Genomic DNA, 20,251 nt, shown 5'->3' with positions numbered 1-20,251 from the left:
CTGATGGTGGAGCCGTCCACAAGGTCAACCTTCCAGGGCAACTCGGATTCGCTGAAGGCCTCCTGGAGCAAGCCCAGGTGTCGCAGGCTTATGGGCGTTCTGGGCATGATGAGTAGATCCAGGTCCGAATAGGGTTTGGTCCTGCCGGTGACCCTGGAACCGAAGGCCCTGACTTCCGTGTCCGGCAGGTGCCGGCAAAGGATGTCGGACACGATTGCCCAGTGACGGGGCTCGATGTCGATGGGAGGCTTATTGATTGCGGGCATTGAGCTGTTCCAGCAGGTGTTGCGTATCCTTAAGGGTTTCATAGAACCATGGTGCTTCCCCATGTTGGTTGCCTGGTCAGACCAGGATTTCCGGAATGGTCGGATGCCCGAGGAATTTTTCCGGGCTGGCCGTCAGGCCGTAGGCCCCTGACTGAAAGATGACCACCAGATCACCGGGTTGGGCCTTGGGCAGGGTCATGCGGTCGGCCAGTAGGTCCAGAGGGGTACACAGGGGGCCGACTACCGAGGCGGTTTCCATCTCCGTTTCGTCCATGCGGTTGCCGATGGCCACCGGGTAGTTCTTGCGGATGATCTGGCCGAAGTTGCCCGAGGCCGCCAGGTGCTGGTGCAGGCCGCCGTCGGTGACCAGGTAGGGGTGGCCGCGGGAGAGCTTGCGATCCAGGATGCGGCAGACGTAGACCCCCGCCTCGCCCACGAAGTAGCGCCCCAGTTCGATCACCAGTGCCGCCTCCGGCAGGCGGCGGGCCGCTTCTGCCTGGAGCGTGGCCAGGTTGTCGCCGATGGGGGCCGGATCCAGGGGGCGTTCTCCGGGGAAGTAGGGGATGCCGAAGCCGCCCCCCAGGTTGAGGAACCGGATCGGTGCCGGGGCGTGTTCGGCCAGTCGGCAGGCCAGTTCAAAGCTTTTTTGCTGGGCCTCGACGATGGCGCCGGCTTGCAGGTTCTGGGAGCCGGCAAACAGGTGAAAGCCTTCAAAGTGCAGCCCGGCGTTGCCGATGGCCTGGAGCAGGTCCGGCACCTGCTCGGCATCCACGCCGAACTGTTTGGGGCCGCCGCCCATCTTCATGCCGGAACTCTTGAGTTCGAAGTCCGGGTTGACCCGAACCGCTACCCGGGCGGGCAGGCCCAGCTGTTCCGATGCCTGGGCCAGGAGGGGGATTTCCCGGAAGGATTCGATGTTGACCAGGATGCCGGCGGCCACGGCCTGTTGCAGTTCCAGCGGCTGTTTGCCGGGGCCGGCAAAGCTGATGTCGGCGGGATCGGCGCCGGCGTCCAGGGCCACCTTGAGTTCTCCGGCCGAGGCCACGTCGATGCCGTCCACCAGGCCGGCCATGTGGCAGACCAGGGCGGGCATGGGGTTGGCCTTCATGGCGTAGTGAAGCTGGATACCCCGGGGGAGTTGTTCCCGCAGTTGCGCCACGCGCCGGGTGAGCAGGCCGCGGTCATGGGCGTAGAAGGGCGTCTGCCCCACACGGGCGGCCAGCCGGGTGAGCGGCATGCCGCCGATGGTGAGTTCGCCGTCACGGACGGGGAACTGGGTCATGGGGGTGTGGGTGGGGGCGGGTTTGTTCATTTGTTGTCCGATGCCTTCGCAGACCATGCGCCGGCCAGCGCCTTGCGGTCCAGCTTGCCGTTGGGGTTGCGGGGGAGGGGGCCGTCATGGGCGTGGATGCGGGCCGGGACCATGTAGGCGGGCATGCGGGCCTTGCATTGGGCCAGCAGGGCGTCCACATCCAGGGTCGTGTCCGCCGTCGGCGGCGTGGCGATGACGGCGATGATCTGGCCCAGGGTGTCGTCGGGGATGCCGAAGGCCACGCATTCGCCTACCAGCCGGGTGGCGTAGAGGATTTCTTCCACTTCCGTGGGACTGACCCGGTAGCCCGAGGTCTTGATCATCTCGTCCCGACGGCCGATGAAGTAGAGGTAGCCGTCTTCGTCGTATCGCACCGTGTCGCCGGAGAAGACGGCGATCTCGGGCAGAACCAGACCAGACTCGCGGCCCGGGGCCAGGGCGGGCAGGGGCCTGAAGTGGCGGGCGGTCTTGTCTGGGTCGTTCCAGTAGCCCTGGGCCACCAGGGCGCCCCGCTGGACCAGTTCTCCCGGTTCGTTGGGGGCGCAAGGGCTGCCGTCTTCCCGCAGGACCAGGACTTCGGCATTGGGGATGGCCTTGCCGATGGAATCGGGGCGTCGATCCACCTCTTCCGGCGGCAGGTAGGTGGCGCGGAAGGCTTCGGTGAGGCCATACATTAAATAGGGGCGTGTGCGGGGCAGGGTATCCCGCAGTCGACGCAGGGTGGCCAGGGGCATGCGCCCGCCGGTGTTGGCGATGTAGCGCAGGTGTTCGTCGATGCCCTCGGGCCAGTCCTGCTGGGTGAGCTGAATCCACAGGGGCGGTACGGCGGTCAGGCCGGTCACCCGTTCCCGGACCAGGGCCTTGAGTACGTCCCGGGGCAGTAGATAGTTGAGCAGGACCACTCGGGCGCCGGCATGGAAGGCGGTGGTGAGTTGGGAAAATCCCGCGTCGAAGGACAGGGGCAGAGCGGCCAGCAGGGTGTCGTCGGCGTGGTTTTCCAGGTATTGGGCCACGCTTTTGGCGCCCATGACCATGTTGCGATGGGACAGGACCACCCCCTTCGGGCCGCCGGTGCTGCCGGAGGTGTAGAGGATGGCGGCCATGTCGGTGTCGATGATGCGCGGCTCCCGGTAGTCGGCGTGGCCGCCCGGTTCGGGCCAGCCATGGAGGGCGACGCCGGGCAGGTCGGGCATGTCGCCGGGGGCTTCGGTCAGGATGATGTGGCGCAGATCGTGGCAGTCCGCCAGGGCTTCCCGCAGGCCGCCGAGGCGGGCGGGCGAGGTGATCAGGATGCGCACGTTGCAGTTGCGCAGGATGTAGGCCACCTGGTCGGGCTTGAGAATCGGGTTCACCGGCACGAAGACGCCCCCCGCCGCGCTGGTGCCGAAGATGCCGGTGACGGTTTCCAGGCGTTTTTCCAGGTAGACGGCCACCCGTTCTCCGCGAGTGAGGCCGATGGAGGCCAGCGCGGCGGCAAAATCCCGGATGGCCTGGGTGGTGTGCCCGTAGGTCCGGGTGGTGTCGCCGTGGGTGAGGGCGGGGGCTTCCGGGTTGCGTTCGCCGGCGGCGAAGGGAAGATGGTGCAGGAGGTAGGTGCTGTCCATGGGGGCCTCGCGCTGTTTTTCAGGCATTCTGCAGGAGGTCTATAATCAAAGCCAAGCGCAATCATGGAGCGGACGCTGTGAAAAACCTGTCGACGAATCATCGCTCATCCCCGCGTTCTCGCCCTCTCGGCTGGTGGATTCTGGTTCTCTTGCTGGTGATGCCCCTGTCGGTGGCGGCATCGGAGTTGGCCGATGCCATCGCCCGGGTCAAGCCCTCCGTGGTGGGGGTGGGGACTTTCCAGCCGACCCGTTCGCCCCGGGCCAATCTGATGGGGACGGGATTTGCGGTGGCCGACGGGCGTCATGTGATCACCAATGACCATGTGATTCCCCTGACCATCGATACGGCCAACCGGGAGCATCTGGCGGTTTTCATTCCCGGTTCGGGGGATTCCGGCGAAATGCGTCGGGCGGAGCGGGTGGCTTCTGACCCGTTGCGGGATCTGGTGTTGTTGAGAATCGAGGGGGCGCCTCTGCCCGCATTGCGCCTGGGTAACTCCGACCGCCTGCGGGAAGGCGAGACGGTGGCGCTCACCGGTTTTCCCATCGGCGCCATGCTGGGGCTGGTGCCGGCCACTCATGTGGGGATTGTTTCCGCCATCACGCCGGTTGCCATGCCCATGCATTCCACCCAGCAGTTGGATCCCCGGGTGATCCGGCGCCTGCGTGATCCCTATGCAGTGTTTCAGCTGGATGCCACGGCTTACCCCGGTAACAGCGGCAGCCCCCTGTACCGGCCCGCGACCGGCGAGGTGGTGGGGGTGTTGAACATGGTATTTGTGAAGGAGGGGCGGGAGCGGGCGCTGGATCGGCCCAGCGGCATCAGTTATGCCATCCCCGGGAACTACATCCGGGATCTGTTACGGCAGGCGGATCTGACGCCTTAGAATGGGTCATTCCGATTCTTCCCCGTCATTCCCGCGAACGCGGGAATCCAGTCGCGGTTGGAGTGTCCGTCCTGGACTCCCGCTTTCGCGGGAGTGACGGGGTAGGAGCTGACGTGATGAGGCAGGCTCGGGAGTGACGGGGTAGGTTTAAAACGATCGCATGACCAGCACCTGCACCTTGAACAGGATGGCGGTCACCAGCAGGCCGATGCCGCCGGTGAGAATAACGATCAACTCCAGTCCGAGCAGGTAGTAATCACCCATCAGCCAGGTACCGGCGCTGGCAAGACAGGTGGCAATGCCCAGCAGAGCGATGAGGGTGCCAGCGAAGTCCAGGATTTTTTCCATGTTCCGGTCCTGTTGTGTTGGGTTGAGTTGGTGAGGTGGCTCCAACTTCAGAGTCTAGCAAGCAGCCGGCATTTTGCGGTTCGACGGGACTTCCGCATCAAGCGGGCTTTGCTGCTCTCATGGGACCATCATGGAGTCTGATTTGCATTGACCCTGGTGGGTTGTTTTCAATGGTAGGCCATGAGTTGAATCCGATATTCCGGTTGGCTGGGTAGCCTAGGTGTGAAGCGTTGATGTTTTGTCGGTTTTTTTTACATGCTGGATGTGAGTGAATGCTTTTCCGCCACGGTCGATGATGATGTTTTTGTTAGCCGCTATGGTTTGGGTGGGCATTATCATGGATGTGGGTGATGTCGGTTGTTTATCGTCAATTCAGGTGTCGGCTTGGTTTACAAAGTCAGGTTGATTTTGTGAGTGTTGTCACGTTACATTGCGCCCAATATCCCTGCGATTCCGGGGCTTGAGCGGGTTGGCTTTATTGTTGCATTGTTTTGTTGTAGGGCTTGACACCATATCCTGGGTGCGCCCGGACAGGTTTCTGGTAAGCTTGCGCAGTTGTGGTTGTTCTGAATGCTGCCGGTCCGAGTGAGAGGGGTACTGGCCCTTCCCGGTAGCTTCCGGCTGAAGCGTCTTGTTGCCTTGCTGCCATGAATTCCCACCTATTGCGAGGCTGGTTGTGATGGCTGACAAAAACATACCCGATACCGGTGATGAGCGTTCCCGCATGTTGCCTCCTTCTGACGGTGAGGCTTCGGGAATCTCATGCTCTCAGGGGGTGCAGTCCAGTCGAAGACGGTTTGCTCTGGCTGCCGGCTCAACCTCCGTCCTCTTCGCCTTGGTCAACAGGCCGGCCTTGGGAGCTTGGACCTGTGTCGCCGATACACCCTCCGGGTTTGATTCGCTGAAGGCCAGTGGTCGCAAGGGGGATCGGGAAAACTTGCAGTGTGGAAAATCCCCCGGATACTGGGGGAATGCTGCCGGGGTTAGGGGGGCGTCTTCACCCGAGTTGGATAGGCTCTTTGTCGAGGTATTCGGATCCGCAGGGCATTTTCAGGTTGTAGGGAGCGTTCTTGACGTGAATTCAAGGGTTGAGGCGTTGACTCTCCGGGATGTTGTATCCAGGCATCAGCATAAGAAGCTGTCGTTTCGTGATCCCGACAACCTTGCGCGTGCGTTTGTGGCCGCATACATGAATGCCGTTACATTTTCAGGCACTTATCCCTTGACTCCGGTCCAAGTGATATCGATGTGGACTGAGCTTGAAGCGACTGGTCGGTATGAGGTCAGGCCCGGGGTTTTCTGGGATAAAGTCCGCGTGAAGCAATATCTTGAATCAACCTACGAAAGGACTGTCTGGATTGATGATGCCGACGAGTTTTTCGATGTCTCGGACGGCTCTCCGGATTGACATTGGATATTGACGGGGCAGACGCGATCACTTGGCGGTTGCACCCTGCGGGCGTGATCGTTCGAACCCTGGATGATGGCGTGGCCGTCTTTCATCAGGGTTCGGGTGATGTCTTTGTGCTGTCCCGTTTTCACGGTGAGGTGCTGGAGCATCTGGCGGCTGGGCGCGGCGATTTCATGGCATTACTGCGGTCCTGCACCCCCGACACCGAAACTTCCGGATCCGAAGATCTCCGATGCAAAACCCAGGAAGCGTTGTATCAGGTCATGTCCACCCTGGAGGGGATGCAGTTGGTGGAGCGGACGGCATAAAGGCCTCCCTCCCGTTGGTTGAGGTGGGTGCCATCCCCGCCCGTGACTTCAGAGCGCTGGTGGCCGGTGCCGGTGCCATTATCCATTTCGGGCGCTTTTCCTTTCGCCTGAGTTCCCCCGTTGAACACCTGGCCGATGAAGTCCAGCGGATGTATCGGCATCACCCGGTGAGCCTGGAAGGGTTCGCCGACTTCCACGTGGAGGTGAGACCACCTCGCAATCTGCGGCGATGGTTCGGCAGGCAGCTTGAATTCCATGTGGATGGCAGTTCGTCTTTCTTCCCCTTGCCCCATGCGCAGGCCTTTCCGTTGCTGGAATGGGGGCTTAACTGGTGCGTGCATGACGCCGTGAAGGATTGCCTGATTCTGCATGCCGCCGTGGTGGAAAAGGGCGGCAAGGCTCTGTTGATTCCCGCGCCGCCGGGTTCCGGCAAGAGCACTCTGGTGGCAGGCTTGGTGCATCACGGTTGGCGGTTGCTGTCGGATGAGCTGGCGCCACTGGCCCTGGATGCACTCAGCATCGAAGGGCTGGCGCGCCCGATCAGTCTGAAGAATGACTCCATCGACCTGATCAAGGGGCTGGCGGGGGAGGATGCGTTCAGTGGGACGGTGCGGGACACCGTGAAGGGTTCGGTGGCGCTCATGCGCCCGCCCCGTGAGAGCGTGCTGGCCGTGCGGCGTCCGGCCGCCCCGGTGGCGGTGATCTTTCCGAAGTTCACCCGTGGTGCCCGGCCCGTGCATCGTGGGGTGGGGCAGGCTGCCGCATTTGCACTGCTGATGGAGAGCGCCTTCAATTTTTCAGCCCTGCGTCGGCAAGGTTTTGAAGCGTTGGCGGATCTTGTGGAGCGTTGCGGGTGCCACGAAATCGGCTACGGTAGCCTGGATGAGGGCATGCGGCTGGTGGAGGACATCCATGCCGCTGCCTGACGCGCGTGGTTCGGCAAGGGAACTGCTCGTGTCCGGGGTGCTGGATCCCGTATCCCTGGGGACCCTTTCTCCCGGCCAGTGGGACGTATTGATCAGGCAGGCCCGCCTGAGTCGATTGCTTGGCCGGTTGGCGGTGGGGCTTGAGGCGTGCGGATTACTGGCGTCCGTGCCCATCGGTCCTCGTCAGCATCTGGAATGGGCCATTGCCCGGGTGAATACCCAGGCAGAGGAGCTGCGGTGGGAGCTTTCCTGTATCGAGGAGGCGCTGTCCGGGCTGGATGTGCCGGTCATTCTGCTCAAGGGCGCGGCCTACCATGTGGCCGATCTGGCGTTTGCCGGAGGGCGCCTGTTTGGTGATATCGACATCATGGTGGCGCCGGAGGCGTTGCCTCGGGTGGAGGCGGCGCTGATGCTCAAGGGCTGGGTGAACAGTCATCATGACGACTACGATCAGCGCTATTACCGTGAATGGATGCATGAATTGCCGCCGCTGCAGCATATCCGTCGCGGCACGACCCTTGACGTCCATCATTCGATCCTGCCGCCCACGGCCCGTCTGAAGACCCGTCCGGACTTGCTGATGGATGCCGCGATGACCCTCGACGGCTGTTTCTTCAGGGTGCTGGCGCCGGAGGACCGGGTGCTGCACAGCGCGACGCATCTGTTCTTTTCCGAGGGCGAGATGGCCGGTGGGCTCCGGGATCTGTTGGATCTGGACGGGATGATCCGGGGTTTTTCGGGTGACGAGGACTGGCGGCGCCTGCTGCTGCGGGCGGCCGAGATCGGGCTTGAGCGTCCCCTTTTCATGGCGCTGCATTACCTGGATCGTCTGGTGGGTACCCCTGTCCCGGGAGATGTGCTGGATCTGGCGCGGCGCCGTTATCCAGTGGGGTTCGGAGGGGCGGTGCTGGACTGGGGGTTGAGGATGTCCCTGTCCCCTTCGGACACCCTGGATCGGGGTGTCCATCGGCGTTTGAGTGAGTGGTTGCTGATCATTCGGGGGCACTGGCAGAAAATGCCCCCTCATTTGTTGGTGATGCACCTGGGCAGGAAGGCCTTTGTTCGGCAGTCCTGAGGCCCGGTTCATCGCCGGGCCTGTTTCTTCTTAGTAGCGCGGCGCCCGTTCCCACTCCAGCGAGGTGCGAACGATGAACGCCAGGTCGTCGTGCCGCGGGGTCCAGCCCAGTGTGGCGCGGATTCGGTCCGCCGCGGCCACCAGGCTGGGCGGGTCGCCGGGGCGGCGCGGTTCTTCCCGGATGTCCAGCGGCTTGCCGTTCAGGCGCTCCACCGCATCCAGCACTTCCCTGACGCTCAGGCCGTGGCCGTAGCCCACGTTGAAGGTGTCTGATTCGCCTCCGGCGCGGAGGTGTTCCAGGGCCTTGAGGTGGGCGGCCGCCAGATCGCTGACGTGGATGTAGTCGCGCACGCCGGTGCCGTCGGGGGTGGGGTAGTCGGTACCGAAGATGGAGACATGGGCACGCTTGCCCACGGCGGCTTCGCAGGCCACCTTGACCAGCAGGGTGGCCTTTGCGGTGGACTGGCCGATGCGACCTTGCGGGTCGGAGCCGGCGACATTGAAGTAGCGCAGGATGACGTGGCGCATTTCGCCGGCGGCGGAGAGATCCCTGAGCATCCATTCGCTCATGAGCTTGGAAGTGCCGTAGGGGTTGATGGGGGCGGTAGGGCTGTCTTCCCGGGCGATGCCGTCGTGGGGGATGCCGTAGACGGCGGCGGTGGAGGAGAAGACAAAATGCTTGACGCCGGCCCGGGCGCAGCATTCCAGCAGGTTGCGGGTGCCGCAGGTGTTGTTGCCGTAGTACTTGAGCGGGTCGGCGACGGATTCGGGGACGATGGTGTGGGCGGCGAAGTGCATAACGGTGTCGATGTCATGCTCGTGCAGGATGCGGCTGACCAGCGCCTTGTCGGCGACGTCGCCGATGATCAGTTCGCCCTGGGTGACGGCGTCGGCGAAGCCGGTGGAGAGGTTGTCCAGGACGATGACGCGTTCACCGGCCTCGGCCAGCATCAGGGCGGTGTGGCTGCCGATGTAGCCGGCGCCGCCGGTGACCAGGATGGGTTTGTTTGACATGGTGATCCCTCGGGCTCAGGCCTGGATGGACCGGCCTCGGCCGATGGCGTAATAGGCAAACCCCATGTCTTCCAGGTGTCGCGGCTCGTAGAGGTTGCGACCGTCAAAGATGGTCGGGGTCTTGAGCTGCTTGCGGATCAGGTCGAAGTCCGGGCTGCGGAACACATTCCACTCGGTGACGATGGCCAGGGCGTCGGCGCCCGCCAGGGCTTCTTCGTGATCTTCGTACAGGGTCAGGTCCGGGCGCTCGCCGTAGAGGCGGGTGCATTCCTCCATGGCCACCGGATCATGGGCACGGACATGGACGCCGGCATCCCACAGGGCTTCCATCAGGGTACGGCTGGAGGCCTCGCGCATGTCGTCCGTGTTGGGCTTGAAGGAAAGGCCCCACAGGGCGATGGTGCGGCCCTTGAGGTCGCCGTTGAAGTGGGTGCGGATCTTGTCGAACAGGCGTTCCTTCTGGCGCTCGTTCACATCCTCCACGGCGGCCAGCAGCTGGGCCTTGAAACCCACTTGGCGGGCGGTGCGTTCCAGGGCCTTCACGTCCTTGGGAAAGCAGGAGCCGCCGTAGCCGCAGCCGGGATAGATGAAGTGGTAGCCGATGCGCGGGTCGGAGCCGATACCCTGGCGCACATGCTCGATGTCGGCGCCCAGTTTTTCCGCCAGGTTGGCCAGTTCGTTCATGAAGCTGATCTTGGTGGCCAGCATGGCGTTGGCGGCGTATTTGGTGAGTTCCGCCGAGCGGATGTCCATGGCCATGACCCGGTCATGGTTGCGGTTGAAGGGGGCATAGAGGGCGCGCATGAGTTCGGCGGTGCGCGGGTTGTCGGTGCCGACGATGATGCGGTCGGGCTTCATGAAGTCGTCGATGGCGGCCCCTTCCTTGAGGAATTCCGGGTTGGAGACCACGTCGAAGTCCACCTGGGAGCCGCGTTGGGCCAGGGTGTCGGTGATGGCTGCCTTGACCTTGTCGGCGGTGCCCACGGGGACGGTGGACTTGTTCACCACGATGCGGTATTCGCTCATGTTGTCGGCGATGGCGCGGGCCACGGCCAGTACATGGCTCAGGTCGGCGGAGCCGTCCTCGTCGGGCGGGGTGCCCACGGCGATGAATTGGAACAGGCCGTGTTTGACGCCTTCCGCCGGGTCCAGGGTGAAGGCGAGGCGGCCGGTGGCGGCGTTTTCGGCCACCAGGTCATCCAGGCCGGGCTCGTAGATGGGGATCTCGCCGCGCTTGAGGCGTTCGATCTTGTCGGGGTCGATGTCCACGCACAGGACGTGGTTGCCCACTTCCGCCAGGCAGGCGCCCGTGACCAGTCCTACGTAGCCGGAGCCGTAAATGGTGACCTTCATGTCGTGCGATATCCCCTGATGATGGATCTTGCTGGATGAAACGGGCATCGTAGCAAAGGCCCGTGATGACTTCATTAAGGAAGCGCTCCCTTCCCCGCGCCACTTCCCCGGGACATTCACCGCCATTGCGGGAATTTCACTTCAATCGAAATTAATGCTTGACAGAAGGGTCTCGCATGCGAATAATCACCGGCTTTCACCCCTGGAGGGGTTCCCGAGCGGTCAAAGGGGGCAGACTGTAAATCTGCTGGCTCAGCCTTCGAAGGTTCGAATCCTTCCCCCTCCACCAGATTTCTGGTTCCGGCGTTCAACCGAAAATGTGAGCGCCGGGATTCCTTCCTGAGTCAGGGAAGGTGAGGTGTTTTACTTGGCGTCCCGTGTGCCGCTTCGAGCGGGCGGGTGCCGGCAAGGCGACTGAGTGGCGCTACCGGCAGTGCGGGGTTCCGCGGGTGTAGTTCAATGGTAGAACCTCAGCCTTCCAAGCTGATGATGTGGGTTCGATTCCCATCACCCGCTCCAACAGCATAGTGAATGAGTCCGGCCCATATAGCTCAGTCGGTAGAGCACTTCCTTGGTAAGGAAGAGGTCACCGGTTCAAGTCCGGTTATGGGCTCCAACGTATGTCTTTTTGTGTAAAGCAAGAACTTCAACCGGGGTGCTAGACCATGTCGAAGGAAAAATTCGAGCGTAAGAAGCCGCACGTGAACGTGGGTACCATTGGTCACGTTGACCATGGCAAGACCACGCTGACGGCGGCGCTGACGGTGGTTCAGGCGAAGAAGTTTGGTGGTGAGGCCCGTGCCTACGACCAGATCGACAACGCCCCGGAAGAGCGCGCTCGTGGTATCACAATTGCCACCGCGCACGTGGAGTACGAGTCCGACAATCGTCACTATGCCCACGTGGACTGCCCCGGCCACGCCGACTATGTGAAGAACATGATCACCGGTGCGGCGCAGATGGACGGCGCGATCCTGGTGGTGTCCGCGGCCGACGGCCCGATGCCTCAGACCCGTGAGCACATCCTGCTGGCCCGTCAGGTGGGCGTGCCCTACATCGTCGTGTTCCTGAACAAGGCCGACATGGTGGACGACGCCGAGCTGCTGGAGCTGGTGGAGATGGAAGTGCGCGACCTGCTGTCGAGCTACGACTTCCCTGGCGACGACACCCCGATCATCGTGGGTTCCGCGCTCAAGGCGCTGGAAGGCGACACCTCCGACATCGGCATGCCGGCCATCGACAAGCTGATTGCGGCCCTGGACGAGTACATTCCGGAGCCGGAGCGTGCCATCGACGGCGCGTTCCTGATGCCGGTGGAAGATGTGTTCTCCATCTCCGGTCGTGGTACCGTGGTGACTGGTCGTATCGAGCGCGGCATCGTGAAGGTGGGTGACGAAGTCTCCATCGTGGGTATCCGCGACACCATCAAGACCACCGTGACCGGCGTGGAAATGTTCCGCAAGCTGCTGGATCAGGGTCAGGCGGGTGACAACGTGGGCGTGCTGCTGCGCGGCACCAAGCGTGACGAGGTGGAGCGTGGTCAGGTGCTGTGCAAGAGCGGCTCCATCACCCCGCACACCAAGTTCGAAGCGGAAGTGTACGTGCTGTCGAAGGAAGAGGGTGGTCGTCATACCCCGTTCTTCAACGGCTACCGTCCGCAGTTCTACTTCCGTACCACGGACGTGACCGGTTCCTGCGATCTGCCGGAAGGCATCGAGATGGTGATGCCGGGTGACAACGTGAAGATGACCGTATCCCTGATCGCGCCGATCGCGATGGAAGACGGTCTGCGCTTCGCGATCCGTGAAGGTGGCCGTACCGTCGGTGCCGGCGTGGTCGCCAAGATCATCGAGTAAGCAGTAAGAAGTACTGGCGGAATCATCCGCCGAGGCGATACAATCGTCTGGCTGCATCGGCTTGAGTCCGGCGCCTGAAATCAGGCGCCGGGTTTGAATCGAAAAAGCAATTCGTTTGTATCGGTTGTTACAGGCCAGTAGCTCAATTGGCAGAGCAGCGGTCTCCAAAACCGCAGGTTGGGGGTTCGAGTCCCTCCTGGCCTGCCATCTCTCGCAGGCAGTTGCGATTGCAACCGGGTCAAGTTCTATCCCATGGCAGGTAAAGCGGAAGTAGAAGGTGCCGGTTTCGACACCGTCAAGCTGCTGGTAGCCGTTGGGCTGCTGGTGGCGGGCGTCATCGGCTTTTATTGGTTCTCGGACGGGTCGACGCTCTTCCGCGTTCTTGGCCTGCTGGCAATCAGCGGGGTGGCGGTGGGCATCGTGTTCACTACCGCCAAGGGTCGGGCGCTGGCTGGGTTCCTCCAGGATTCGCGCACGGAAGTGCGCAAAATGGTCTGGCCCACCCGGGTCGAGACCCTGCAGACCTCTCTGGTCGTCCTGGCTGTGACTATCCTCGTGGCGATCATGCTGTGGCTGATCGACATGCTGCTGGGGTGGTCGATTCGCGAATTCATCCGCTGAGCAATTAGGAAGTCAAGATGGCCCTGCGTTGGTATGTCGTGCATGCATATTCCGGTTTCGAGAATCAGGTGAAGCGCTCCCTCAAGGAGCGCATTGCCCGTTTCGACATGCAGGACAAGTTCGGGGACATCCTCGTGCCCACCGAGGAAGTGGTGGAGATGCGCGACGGACAAAAGCGCAAGAGTGAGCGCAAGTTCTTCCCCGGGTATGTCCTGGTCCAGATGGAGATGGACGAAGACACCTGGCACCTCGTGAAGAGCGTGCCCAAGGTGCTGGGTTTCATCGGCGCCAATGCCGATCGTCCCACGCCCATTTCCGACAAGGAAGCCGATGTCATTCTGCAGCGCATGCAGGAGGGCGCGGAGAAGCCGCGTCCCAAGGTCTTGTTCGAGCCCGGAGAAGTGGTCCGGGTGACCGACGGCCCCTTCAACGACTTCAATGCCGTCGTCGAAGAGGTGAACTACGACAAGAACCGCCTGCTGGTGGCTGTGCAGATTTTTGGCCGCTCCACGCCCGTGGAGCTGGAGTTTCATCAGGTCGAGAAAGTCTAGGTCTGTTGGAAGCACCGAATCGCGGCAGGACCCGGGGAGCCCCGAGTCCTGCCGCTTTTCCTCAGGGGAGCCGAAAGGCGCTAGCACCCACACTCAGGAGTTCATGTCATGGCTAAGAAGATCGAAGCTTACATCAAGCTTCAGGTGGCCGCTGGTAAGGCCAACCCCAGTCCGCCCGTCGGCCCCGCGCTGGGTCAGCGCGGTGTGAACATCATGGAATTCTGTAAGGCCTTTAATGCCCAGACCCAGAATCTGGAGCCGGGTCTGCCGATTCCCGTGGTGATCACCGTCTATTCCGACCGTTCCTTCACCTTTATCACCAAGACCCCGCCGGCTTCCGTGCTGCTGCGCAAGGCCGCCGGTGTACCCAAGGGTTCCGCCACCCCCAACACCGTCAAGGTGGGCAAGGTGACCCGTGAGCAGGTGGAAGAGGTTGCCCGTACCAAGATGCCCGACCTGACCGCCGCGGATCTGGACGCCGCCGTGCGTTCCATCGCCGGCAGTGCGCGCAGTATGGGTCTTGACGTGGAGGGCGTGTGAGATGGCAAAGCTGAGCAAGCGCATGCGGGCGATCCGCGAGAAGGTCGAGCCGGGCAAGATGTATCCGGTGTCCGAAGCCCTTCAACTGCTGAAGGACACGGCTTCCGCCAAGTTCAGTGAATCCGTGGACGTGGCCGTGAACCTGGGTGTGGACCCGCGTAAGTCCGACCAGGTGGTGCGTGGTTCCACCGTGCTGCCCAACGGCACCGGCAAGACCGTGCGCGTGGCCGTGTTCACCCAGGGTGCCAATGCCGATGCCGCCCGCGAAGCCGGTGCCGACATCGTGGGCATGGATGATCTGGCCGCCGAGGTGAAGGCCGGCAATCTGAACTTTGACGTGGTGATCGCCAGCCCCGACGCCATGCGCGTGGTGGGCCAGCTGGGCCAGATCCTGGGCCCCCGCGGCCTGATGCCGAACCCCAAGGTGGGGACGGTGGCCGCCGACGTGGCCGGCGCGGTGAAGAATGCCAAGGCCGGTCAGGTGCGCTATCGCACCGACAAGGGCGGCATCATCCACTGCACCATCGGCAACGTGAGCTTTGAGCCCAAGGCGCTGGAAGAAAACCTGATGGCGTTGCTGGGTGACCTGATGAAGGCCAAGCCGTCCGCCGCCAAGGGTGTGTACATGAAGCGGGTGACCGTTTCCACCACCATGGGCCCCGGCGTGCCGGTGGATCAGGGTTCGCTGGCGCTGTAATGGCTTCAAGTCCTTCTCCCCCCGCGGGGGGGGGGGAGGGCGTTTAAATGTTTAAGTTTGGGTGGGACTGCCGGCGCAAGCCGGTATCCGTCCAAGACCGCAGGCGTCCCGGTTGCCGGGACTTAATGGAAGTTTCAGGTCCGCCTGCGCAGACGGTGTCTCCCGATTCAGGTTCTTCCTGCTGAGGGTACGCCGTAAAGGTAGTCGGAGGCCCGGCCTCCGGCTTTATCACTCAGCGTCATCGGCGCATGCCCTTGACGTCAAACAGGAGGTATATCCGTGGCACTGAATCTCGAAGACAAGAAGGCGATTGTCTCTGAGGTCGCTGCGGTGGCCGCCAGCGCTCATTCGGCCGTTGCGGCCGAATATCGCGGGCTCTCCGTGGGCGAGATGACCGAACTGCGCAAGAAAGCGCGTGAGTCCGGCGTCTACCTGCGGGTGGTGAAGAACTCCCTTGCCCGTCGTGCGGTCGAGGGGACCGATTTCCAGTGCATGCAGGAAGGCATGGTCGGACCTCTGGTCCTGGCCTTCTCCCAGGAAGATCCGGGTGCCGCTGCAAGACTGGTCAAGGACTTTGCCAAGAACCACGCGAAGCTGGAGTGCAAGATGGTGTCCGTGGGTGGACAGCTGCTGGGTCCGGGCGAACTGGATCGTCTGGCCAGCATGCCGACCCGCGATCAGGCCATCAGCCTGCTCATGGCTGTCATGAAGGCGCCGCTCGACAAGTTCGCGCGCACCCTCAACGAAGTCCCGGGCAAGTTCGTTCGCACTGTGGCCGCCATTCGCGACCAGAAACAGGCGGCTGCCTGAGTACATTTTTGAACCGAATCGGGTATCACACCCTCTTAGGAGTTAACCATGGCTGTTTCGAAAGAAGAAATCCTGGAAACCATTTCCAACATGACCGTCCTGGAAATCGTTGATCTGATTTCCGCGATGGAAGAGAAGTTCGGCGTGAGCGCTGCCGCTGCCGTGGCCGCCGCCCCCGTCGCCGCCGCCGGTGGCGAAGCCGCTGCCGAGGTCAAGGACGAGTTCGACGTCGTCATGACCAGCTTCGGCGCCAACAAGGTCAACGTGATCAAGGTCATCCGCGGCCTGACCGGTCTGGGTCTGAAGGAAGCCAAGGACATGGTCGAATCCGCTCCCGCCACCGTGAAGGAAGGCGTGAACAAGGAAGAAGCCGAAAAGATCAAGAAGGAACTGGAAGAAGCCGGCGCCAGCGTCGAACTCAAGTAAGGCGTTGGTCTGGTCTTTGTTTCGCGACCTGGTCGCGTGACACCCGGGGGCTGGCGGTGATGCACCGCCGGCCTCTTGCTGCTTGCTCCACTTCACCCCGCACACAAGGGTGGCGTGTCGATTCTAGTGTGAGGAATCACAATGGCTTATAGCTACACCGAGAAGAAGCGCATCCGCAAGGATTTCGGCAAACGGCCCCAGATCCTCGATGTCCCCTATCTGCTGGCCACGCAGATTGATTCCTACCGTCAGTTTCTGCAGATGAGCGAGCCCCGTCAGGGCCGCGATGAGGTAGGCCTGCACGCCGCCTTCAAGTCGGTGTTCCCGATCGTGAGTTATTCCGGGTCCGTGGAACTGGAATACGTCAGCTACCGCTTGGGTGATCCCGTATTTGATGTGAAGGAATGCCAGCTGCGGGGGATGACCTACGCCGCTCCGCTGCGTGTGCTGCTGCGCCTGGTGATCTACGACAAGGAAGCCCCGGCGGGCTCCCGTGTGGTCAAGGACATCAAGGAGCAGGAAGTCTACATGGGCGAACTGCCGCTCATGACCGAGAACGGTACCTTTGTGATCAATGGTACCGAGCGCGTGATCGTGTCCCAGCTGCATCGGTCCCCCGGCGTGTTCTTCGACCACGACAAGGGCAAGACCCACAGTTCCGGCAAACTCCTGTTCAATGCCCGCGTGATTCCCTACCGCGGCTCCTGGCTGGACTTCGAGTTTGATCCCAAGGACGCCATCTTTGTGCGTATCGACCGTCGCCGCAAGCTGCCCGCGACGGTGCTGCTCCGTGCCCTGGGCATGGAGGAAGAAGACATCCTGGAAACCTTCTTCGAGACCAATACGGTCAAGATCCTCAAGGAAGGTTTCGAGATGGAACTGGTCCCGGAGCGCCTGCGTGGCGAGACGGCGGCCTTTGACATCTATGTGGGCGACCAGTTGCTGGTGGAATCCGGCCGTCGCATCACTGCCCGCCACGTGCGCCAGATGGAGCAGGCCGAGCTGAAGTCCCTGGAAGTGCCGGCCGAGTTCCTGGTGGGCAAGATCCTGGCCCATACCATCGTCGACGAGGACAGCGGCGAGCTGGTGGCCAATGCCAACGACGAGCTCACGCCCGACATGCTGGAGAAGATCCGTCGTTCCGGCACCAAGACCTTCCGTACCCTCTACACCAACGATCTGGATCACGGTCCCTACATCTCCAGCACCCTGCGCATTGACACCACGCGTTCCCAGCTGGAGGCCCAGGTGGAGATCTACCGGATGATGCGTCCGGGTGAGCCGCCGACCAAGGATGCCGCCGAGAATCTGTTCCAGAGCCTGTTCTTCAGCGAAGACCGGTACGATCTTTCCGCCGTGGGTCGCATGAAGTTCAACCGCCGCGTCGGCCGCGAGGAAGAAATCGGCCCCGGCGTGCTGGACAACAACGATATCCTGGACGTGATCAAGGTCCTGATCGATATCCGTAACGGCAACGGCCATGTGGACGACATCGACCACCTGGGCAACCGTCGCGTGCGTAGCGTGGGCGAGATGGCGGAGAACGTCTTCCGCGTCGGCCTGGTGCGCGTGGAGCGGGCCGTGAAGGAACGCCTGAGCGTGGCCGAGAGCGAAGGTCTGATGCCCCAGGAACTGATCAACGCCAAGCCGGTGGCGGCGGCGGTGAAGGAATTCTTCGGCTCCAGCCAGCTCTCCCAGTTCATGGACCAGAACAACCCGCTGTCGGAGGTCACCCACAAGCGGCGTATCTCCGCCCTGGGTCCCGGCGGTCTGACCCGCGAGCGGGCGGGCTTCGAAGTCCGTGACGTGCATCCCACCCACTATGGTCGCGTCTGCCCCATCGAGACCCCGGAAGGTCCGAACATCGGTCTGATCAACTCTCTGGCCGTGTACGCCCGCACCAACCGCTACGGCTTTTTGGAAACCCCGTACCGCCGGGTGGTGGACGGCAAGGTGACCGAGGAGATTCTGTATCTGTCGGCCATCGAGGAAGGCAACTACGTCATCGCCCAGGCGAACGCCACCCTGGACGAGTCCGGCAACTTGGTGGACGAACTGGTGTCCTGCCGATTCCAGAACGAGTTCACCATGTCCACCCCGGACAAGATCCAGTGCATGGATATCTCGCCCAAGCAGATCGTCTCCGTGGCGGCGGCGCTGATTCCGTTCCTGGAGCATGACGACGCCAACCGCGCCCTCATGGGTTCCAACATGCAGCGTCAGGCGGTGCCTTGTCTGCGTGCCGAGACCCCGGTGGTGGGCACCGGCATCGAGCGTACCGTGGCCATCGACTCCGGTTCTTCCATCGTGGCTCGTCGCGGCGGGGTGGTGGACTCCGTGGACGCGGCCCGCGTGGTGGTGCGCGTCAACGACGACGAGACCGAAGCCGGCGAACCCGGTGTGGACATCTACAACTTCATCAAGTACACCCGTTCCAACCAGAACACCTGCATCAACCAGCGTCCGCTGGTCCGTGTCGGTGACGTCATCGCCCGCGGCGACGTGATCGCCGACGGTTCCTCGACGGATCTGGGCGAACTGGCCCTGGGCCAGAACATGCTGGTGGCCTTCATGCCCTGGAATGGCTACAACTTCGAGGATTCCATCCTCATCTCCGAGCGGGTGGTGCAGGAAGACCGCTTTACCTCGATCCATATCGAGGAACTCACCTGTGTGGCCCGGGACACCAAGCTGGGGCCGGAGGAGATCAGTGCCGACATCCCCAACGTGTCCGAGGGTCTGCTGTCCAAGCTGGATGAGTCGGGCATCGTCTACGTGGGTGCGGAGGTGAAGCCGGGTGACATCCTGGTAGGCAAGGTCACGCCCAAGGGCGAGACCCAGCTGACCCCGGAAGAGAAGCTGCTGCGCGCCATCTTCGGCGAGAAGGCCTCGGACGTGAAGGACACCAGCCTGCGTGTCTCTTCCGGCATCGAGGGCACCGTGATCGACGTGCGCGTCTTCACCCGCGACGGCGTGGAGAAGGACAAGCGTGCCCTGCAGATCGAGGAAATGGCCCTGGAATCCGTCCGCAAGGATCTCAAGGACCAGCTGCGCATCTACGAGGACGACATCTACGACCGCGTGGAGAAGCTGCTCTCCGGCAAGCTGGCGGCTGGTGGCCCCGGCGGCCTGAAGGATGGCGCCAAGGTGACCCGCACCTATCTGAGCGAACTGCCTCGCGAGAAGTGGTTCGAGATCCGCATGCGCAGCGAGGAAGTCAACGAACAGCTGGAACTGATGCAGGATCAGCTCAAGCTGCAGCATGACGCCTTCGAGAAGCGCTTCAAGGAGCAGAAGGCCAAGCTCACCGCCGGTGACGATCTGGCCCCGGGCGTGCTGAAGATGGTCAAGGTCTACCTGGCCGTGAAGCGTCGCATGCAGCCCGGTGACAAGATGGCCGGCCGCCACGGTAACAAGGGTGTGGTGTCCATGATCGTACCGATGGAAGACATGCCTTACCTGGATGACGGCACTCCGGTGGATATCGTGCTCAACCCCCTGGGCGTGCCGTCGCGCATGAACGTGGGGCAGGTGCTGGAGACCCACCTGGGGTGGGCCGCCAAGGGCCTGGGTCAGAAGATCGGTCGCATGATCGATGCCAAGGCCCAGGTGGACGAGCTGCGCCGGTTCCTGGATCAGGTCTACAACCATGATCCCAAGAACATCAAGGAAGACCTGTCCCAGCTCACCGACGAGGAAGTCATCGAGCTGGCCAAGCGCCTGCGTCGCGGCGTGCCCATGGCCACTCCGGTGTTCGACGGTGCCGAAGAGCATGAGATCAAGCACATGCTCAAGCTGGCGGATCTGCCGGAAACCGGTCAGACCACCCTGTTCGACGGCCGTACCGGCGATTCTTTCGATCGTCCGGTCACCGTGGGCTACATGCACATGCTGAAGCTGAACCACCTGGTGGACGACAAGATGCACGCCCGTTCCACCGGTCCGTACAGCCTGGTCACCCAGCAGCCGCTGGGCGGCAAGGCCCAGTTCGGCGGCCAGCGCTTCGGGGAGATGGAAGTCTGGGCCCTGGAGGCCTACGGCGCCGCCTATACACTGCAGGAAATGTTGACCGTGAAGTCGGATGACGTACAGGGCCGCAACAAGATGTACAAGAACATCGTCGACGGCGATCACCGGATGGAAGCGAATATTCCCGAGTCCTTCAACGTACTCATGAAGGAAATCCGTTCGCTGGCCATCAATATCGAACTGGAGCAGGACTGAGCCAGGACCACATGACGGGGGC

General features: G+C 62.4%; 18 protein-coding genes, 4 tRNA genes and 1 pseudogene. 17 read left to right on the top strand and 6 right to left on the bottom strand.

All coding sequences use genetic code 11. From position 1 onward, the window contains the following. Window positions 1–14 precede the first annotated feature (14 nt). From LQD11_RS15675 to LQD11_RS02840, 3 genes and pseudogenes are all read right to left on the bottom strand, one after another. Window positions 15–266 (bottom strand): annotated as a pseudogene (locus LQD11_RS15675) (nucleotidyltransferase family protein); the annotation flags it as partial. A 76-nt stretch (window positions 267–342) separates the two neighbouring features. After that, a complete protein-coding gene (locus LQD11_RS02845; RefSeq protein ID WP_238616169.1) occupies window positions 343–1,578 on the bottom strand; it encodes a pyridoxal-dependent decarboxylase, exosortase A system-associated in 1,236 nt (411 codons plus the stop codon). After that, complete coding sequence (locus LQD11_RS02840; RefSeq protein WP_238616514.1) at window positions 1,575–3,182, bottom strand: acyl-CoA ligase (AMP-forming), exosortase A system-associated; 1,608 nt, start codon at window positions 3,180–3,182, stop codon at window positions 1,575–1,577. Before LQD11_RS02840 ends, LQD11_RS02845 begins: the two co-directional genes overlap by 4 nt. Window positions 3,183–3,340: 158 nt before the next feature. Here LQD11_RS02840 and LQD11_RS02835 point away from each other — a divergent pair, with 158 nt between their 5' ends. Continuing rightward, a complete protein-coding gene (locus LQD11_RS02835) occupies window positions 3,341–4,069 on the top strand; it encodes a S1C family serine protease (protein WP_238616513.1) in 729 nt (242 codons plus the stop codon). Window positions 4,070–4,216: 147 nt separating this feature from the next. On the opposite strand, the gene LQD11_RS02830 is transcribed toward LQD11_RS02835, so the two are convergent. Then, window positions 4,217–4,417, bottom strand: a complete 201-nt coding sequence (locus LQD11_RS02830; protein WP_238616168.1) for a hypothetical protein — start codon at window positions 4,415–4,417, stop codon at window positions 4,217–4,219. A gap of 679 nt (window positions 4,418–5,096) precedes the next feature. On the opposite strand from LQD11_RS02830, the gene LQD11_RS02825 reads away from it, so the two are divergent. Genes LQD11_RS02825 through LQD11_RS02810 form a run of 4 tightly spaced genes read left to right on the top strand, consistent with a single transcriptional unit; the run spans window position 5,097 to window position 8,137 of the window. Beyond that, entirely contained in the window at window positions 5,097–5,825 is a 729-nt protein-coding gene (locus tag LQD11_RS02825) for a hypothetical protein (RefSeq protein WP_238616167.1), read from the top strand. Continuing rightward, window positions 5,822–6,136 carry a hypothetical protein gene (locus LQD11_RS02820; protein ID WP_238616166.1) on the top strand — a complete coding sequence of 105 codons (315 nt, stop codon included), beginning with the start codon at window positions 5,822–5,824 and terminating at the stop codon, window positions 6,134–6,136. The genes LQD11_RS02825 and LQD11_RS02820 overlap by 4 nt, the downstream gene beginning before the upstream one ends. A 23-nt stretch (window positions 6,137–6,159) precedes the next feature. Then, window positions 6,160–7,062 (top strand): HprK-related kinase A, encoded by a 903-nt coding sequence (locus tag LQD11_RS02815; RefSeq protein WP_238616165.1) that lies wholly within the window; start codon window positions 6,160–6,162, stop codon window positions 7,060–7,062. After that, entirely contained in the window at window positions 7,049–8,137 is a 1,089-nt protein-coding gene (locus LQD11_RS02810; RefSeq protein ID WP_238616164.1) for a nucleotidyltransferase domain-containing protein, read from the top strand. The genes LQD11_RS02815 and LQD11_RS02810 overlap by 14 nt, the downstream gene beginning before the upstream one ends. A 30-nt stretch (window positions 8,138–8,167) precedes the next feature. Here the strand turns inward: LQD11_RS02810 and galE are convergent, their stop codons facing one another. Both galE and LQD11_RS02800 read right to left on the bottom strand, forming a co-directional pair. Beyond that, complete coding sequence (gene galE, locus LQD11_RS02805) at window positions 8,168–9,151, bottom strand: UDP-glucose 4-epimerase GalE (RefSeq protein ID WP_238616163.1); 984 nt, start codon at window positions 9,149–9,151, stop codon at window positions 8,168–8,170. A 15-nt stretch (window positions 9,152–9,166) separates the two neighbouring features. After that, window positions 9,167–10,504 (bottom strand): UDP-glucose dehydrogenase family protein, encoded by a 1,338-nt coding sequence (locus LQD11_RS02800; protein ID WP_238616162.1) that lies wholly within the window; start codon window positions 10,502–10,504, stop codon window positions 9,167–9,169. Between the two features lie 204 nt (window positions 10,505–10,708). Here LQD11_RS02800 and LQD11_RS02795 point away from each other — a divergent pair. The 12 genes from LQD11_RS02795 to rpoB all read left to right on the top strand — a co-directional run bounded on the left by LQD11_RS02795 (window position 10,709) and on the right by rpoB (window position 20,229). Continuing rightward, window positions 10,709–10,793: transfer RNA gene (locus LQD11_RS02795), tRNA-Tyr, on the top strand. A 156-nt stretch (window positions 10,794–10,949) separates the two neighbouring features. Further along, window positions 10,950–11,023 (top strand) — tRNA-Gly (locus tag LQD11_RS02790). Between the two features lie 21 nt (window positions 11,024–11,044). Beyond that, window positions 11,045–11,120: transfer RNA gene (locus tag LQD11_RS02785), tRNA-Thr, on the top strand. A 49-nt stretch (window positions 11,121–11,169) separates the two neighbouring features. Next, entirely contained in the window at window positions 11,170–12,360 is a 1,191-nt protein-coding gene (tuf, locus tag LQD11_RS02780; protein WP_200176777.1) for an elongation factor Tu, read from the top strand. Window positions 12,361–12,491: 131 nt separating this feature from the next. Then, window positions 12,492–12,567: transfer RNA gene (locus LQD11_RS02775), tRNA-Trp, on the top strand. A 45-nt stretch (window positions 12,568–12,612) separates the two neighbouring features. After that, a complete protein-coding gene (gene secE / locus LQD11_RS02770; protein ID WP_238616161.1) occupies window positions 12,613–12,981 on the top strand; it encodes a preprotein translocase subunit SecE in 369 nt (122 codons plus the stop codon). A 17-nt stretch (window positions 12,982–12,998) separates the two neighbouring features. Continuing rightward, window positions 12,999–13,532: a transcription termination/antitermination protein NusG gene (nusG, locus tag LQD11_RS02765; protein ID WP_238616160.1), complete on the top strand. Its 534-nt coding sequence runs from the start codon at window positions 12,999–13,001 to the stop codon at window positions 13,530–13,532. 108 nt (window positions 13,533–13,640) lie between these two features. Next, window positions 13,641–14,072, top strand: a complete 432-nt coding sequence (rplK, locus tag LQD11_RS02760; RefSeq protein ID WP_200176780.1) for a 50S ribosomal protein L11 — start codon at window positions 13,641–13,643, stop codon at window positions 14,070–14,072. A gap of 1 nt (window position 14,073) precedes the next feature. Beyond that, window positions 14,074–14,769: a 50S ribosomal protein L1 gene (gene rplA, locus LQD11_RS02755; protein ID WP_238616159.1), complete on the top strand. Its 696-nt coding sequence runs from the start codon at window positions 14,074–14,076 to the stop codon at window positions 14,767–14,769. 285 nt (window positions 14,770–15,054) lie between these two features. Next, on the top strand, window positions 15,055–15,579 hold the full coding sequence (gene rplJ / locus LQD11_RS02750) for a 50S ribosomal protein L10 (RefSeq protein WP_238616512.1): 525 nt from the start codon (window positions 15,055–15,057) through the stop codon (window positions 15,577–15,579). Window positions 15,580–15,627: 48 nt separating this feature from the next. Continuing rightward, a complete protein-coding gene (gene rplL / locus LQD11_RS02745) occupies window positions 15,628–16,005 on the top strand; it encodes a 50S ribosomal protein L7/L12 (RefSeq protein ID WP_090202975.1) in 378 nt (125 codons plus the stop codon). 141 nt (window positions 16,006–16,146) lie between these two features. Beyond that, complete coding sequence (gene rpoB / locus LQD11_RS02740; protein ID WP_238616158.1) at window positions 16,147–20,229, top strand: DNA-directed RNA polymerase subunit beta; 4,083 nt, start codon at window positions 16,147–16,149, stop codon at window positions 20,227–20,229. Window positions 20,230–20,251 lie beyond the last annotated feature (22 nt).

The organism is Ectothiorhodospira shaposhnikovii (genome assembly GCF_022227765.1).
Lineage (GTDB): Bacteria > Pseudomonadota > Gammaproteobacteria > Ectothiorhodospirales > Ectothiorhodospiraceae > Ectothiorhodospira.
The sequence above is the reverse complement of the archived record's forward strand: the minus strand, read 5'-3'. Positions and strand labels throughout refer to the sequence as shown.

Excerpts from the sequence above, each read along its gene's own strand:
- LQD11_RS02830 (WP_238616168.1), bottom strand. The coding sequence starts at position 4,417 with ATGGAAAAAATCCTGGACTTCGCTGGCACCCTCATCGCTCTGCTGGGC.
- galE (WP_238616163.1), bottom strand. The coding sequence starts at position 9,151 with ATGTCAAACAAACCCATCCTGGTCACCGGCGGCGCCGGCTACATCGGC.
- LQD11_RS02810 (WP_238616164.1), top strand. The coding sequence starts at position 7,049 with ATGCCGCTGCCTGACGCGCGTGGTTCGGCAAGGGAACTGCTCGTGTCC.
- nusG (WP_238616160.1), top strand. The coding sequence starts at position 12,999 with ATGGCCCTGCGTTGGTATGTCGTGCATGCATATTCCGGTTTCGAGAAT.
- rplL (WP_090202975.1), top strand. The coding sequence starts at position 15,628 with ATGGCTGTTTCGAAAGAAGAAATCCTGGAAACCATTTCCAACATGACC.
- LQD11_RS02845 (WP_238616169.1), bottom strand. The coding sequence starts at position 1,578 with ATGAACAAACCCGCCCCCACCCACACCCCCATGACCCAGTTCCCCGTC.
- LQD11_RS02840 (WP_238616514.1), bottom strand. The coding sequence starts at position 3,182 with ATGGACAGCACCTACCTCCTGCACCATCTTCCCTTCGCCGCCGGCGAA.
- LQD11_RS02825 (WP_238616167.1), top strand. The coding sequence starts at position 5,097 with ATGGCTGACAAAAACATACCCGATACCGGTGATGAGCGTTCCCGCATG.
- tuf (WP_200176777.1), top strand. The coding sequence starts at position 11,170 with ATGTCGAAGGAAAAATTCGAGCGTAAGAAGCCGCACGTGAACGTGGGT.
- rpoB (WP_238616158.1), top strand. The coding sequence starts at position 16,147 with ATGGCTTATAGCTACACCGAGAAGAAGCGCATCCGCAAGGATTTCGGC.
- LQD11_RS02835 (WP_238616513.1), top strand. The coding sequence starts at position 3,341 with ATGCCCCTGTCGGTGGCGGCATCGGAGTTGGCCGATGCCATCGCCCGG.
- rplK (WP_200176780.1), top strand. The coding sequence starts at position 13,641 with ATGGCTAAGAAGATCGAAGCTTACATCAAGCTTCAGGTGGCCGCTGGT.
- LQD11_RS02800 (WP_238616162.1), bottom strand. The coding sequence starts at position 10,504 with ATGAAGGTCACCATTTACGGCTCCGGCTACGTAGGACTGGTCACGGGC.
- rplA (WP_238616159.1), top strand. The coding sequence starts at position 14,074 with ATGGCAAAGCTGAGCAAGCGCATGCGGGCGATCCGCGAGAAGGTCGAG.
- secE (WP_238616161.1), top strand. The coding sequence starts at position 12,613 with ATGGCAGGTAAAGCGGAAGTAGAAGGTGCCGGTTTCGACACCGTCAAG.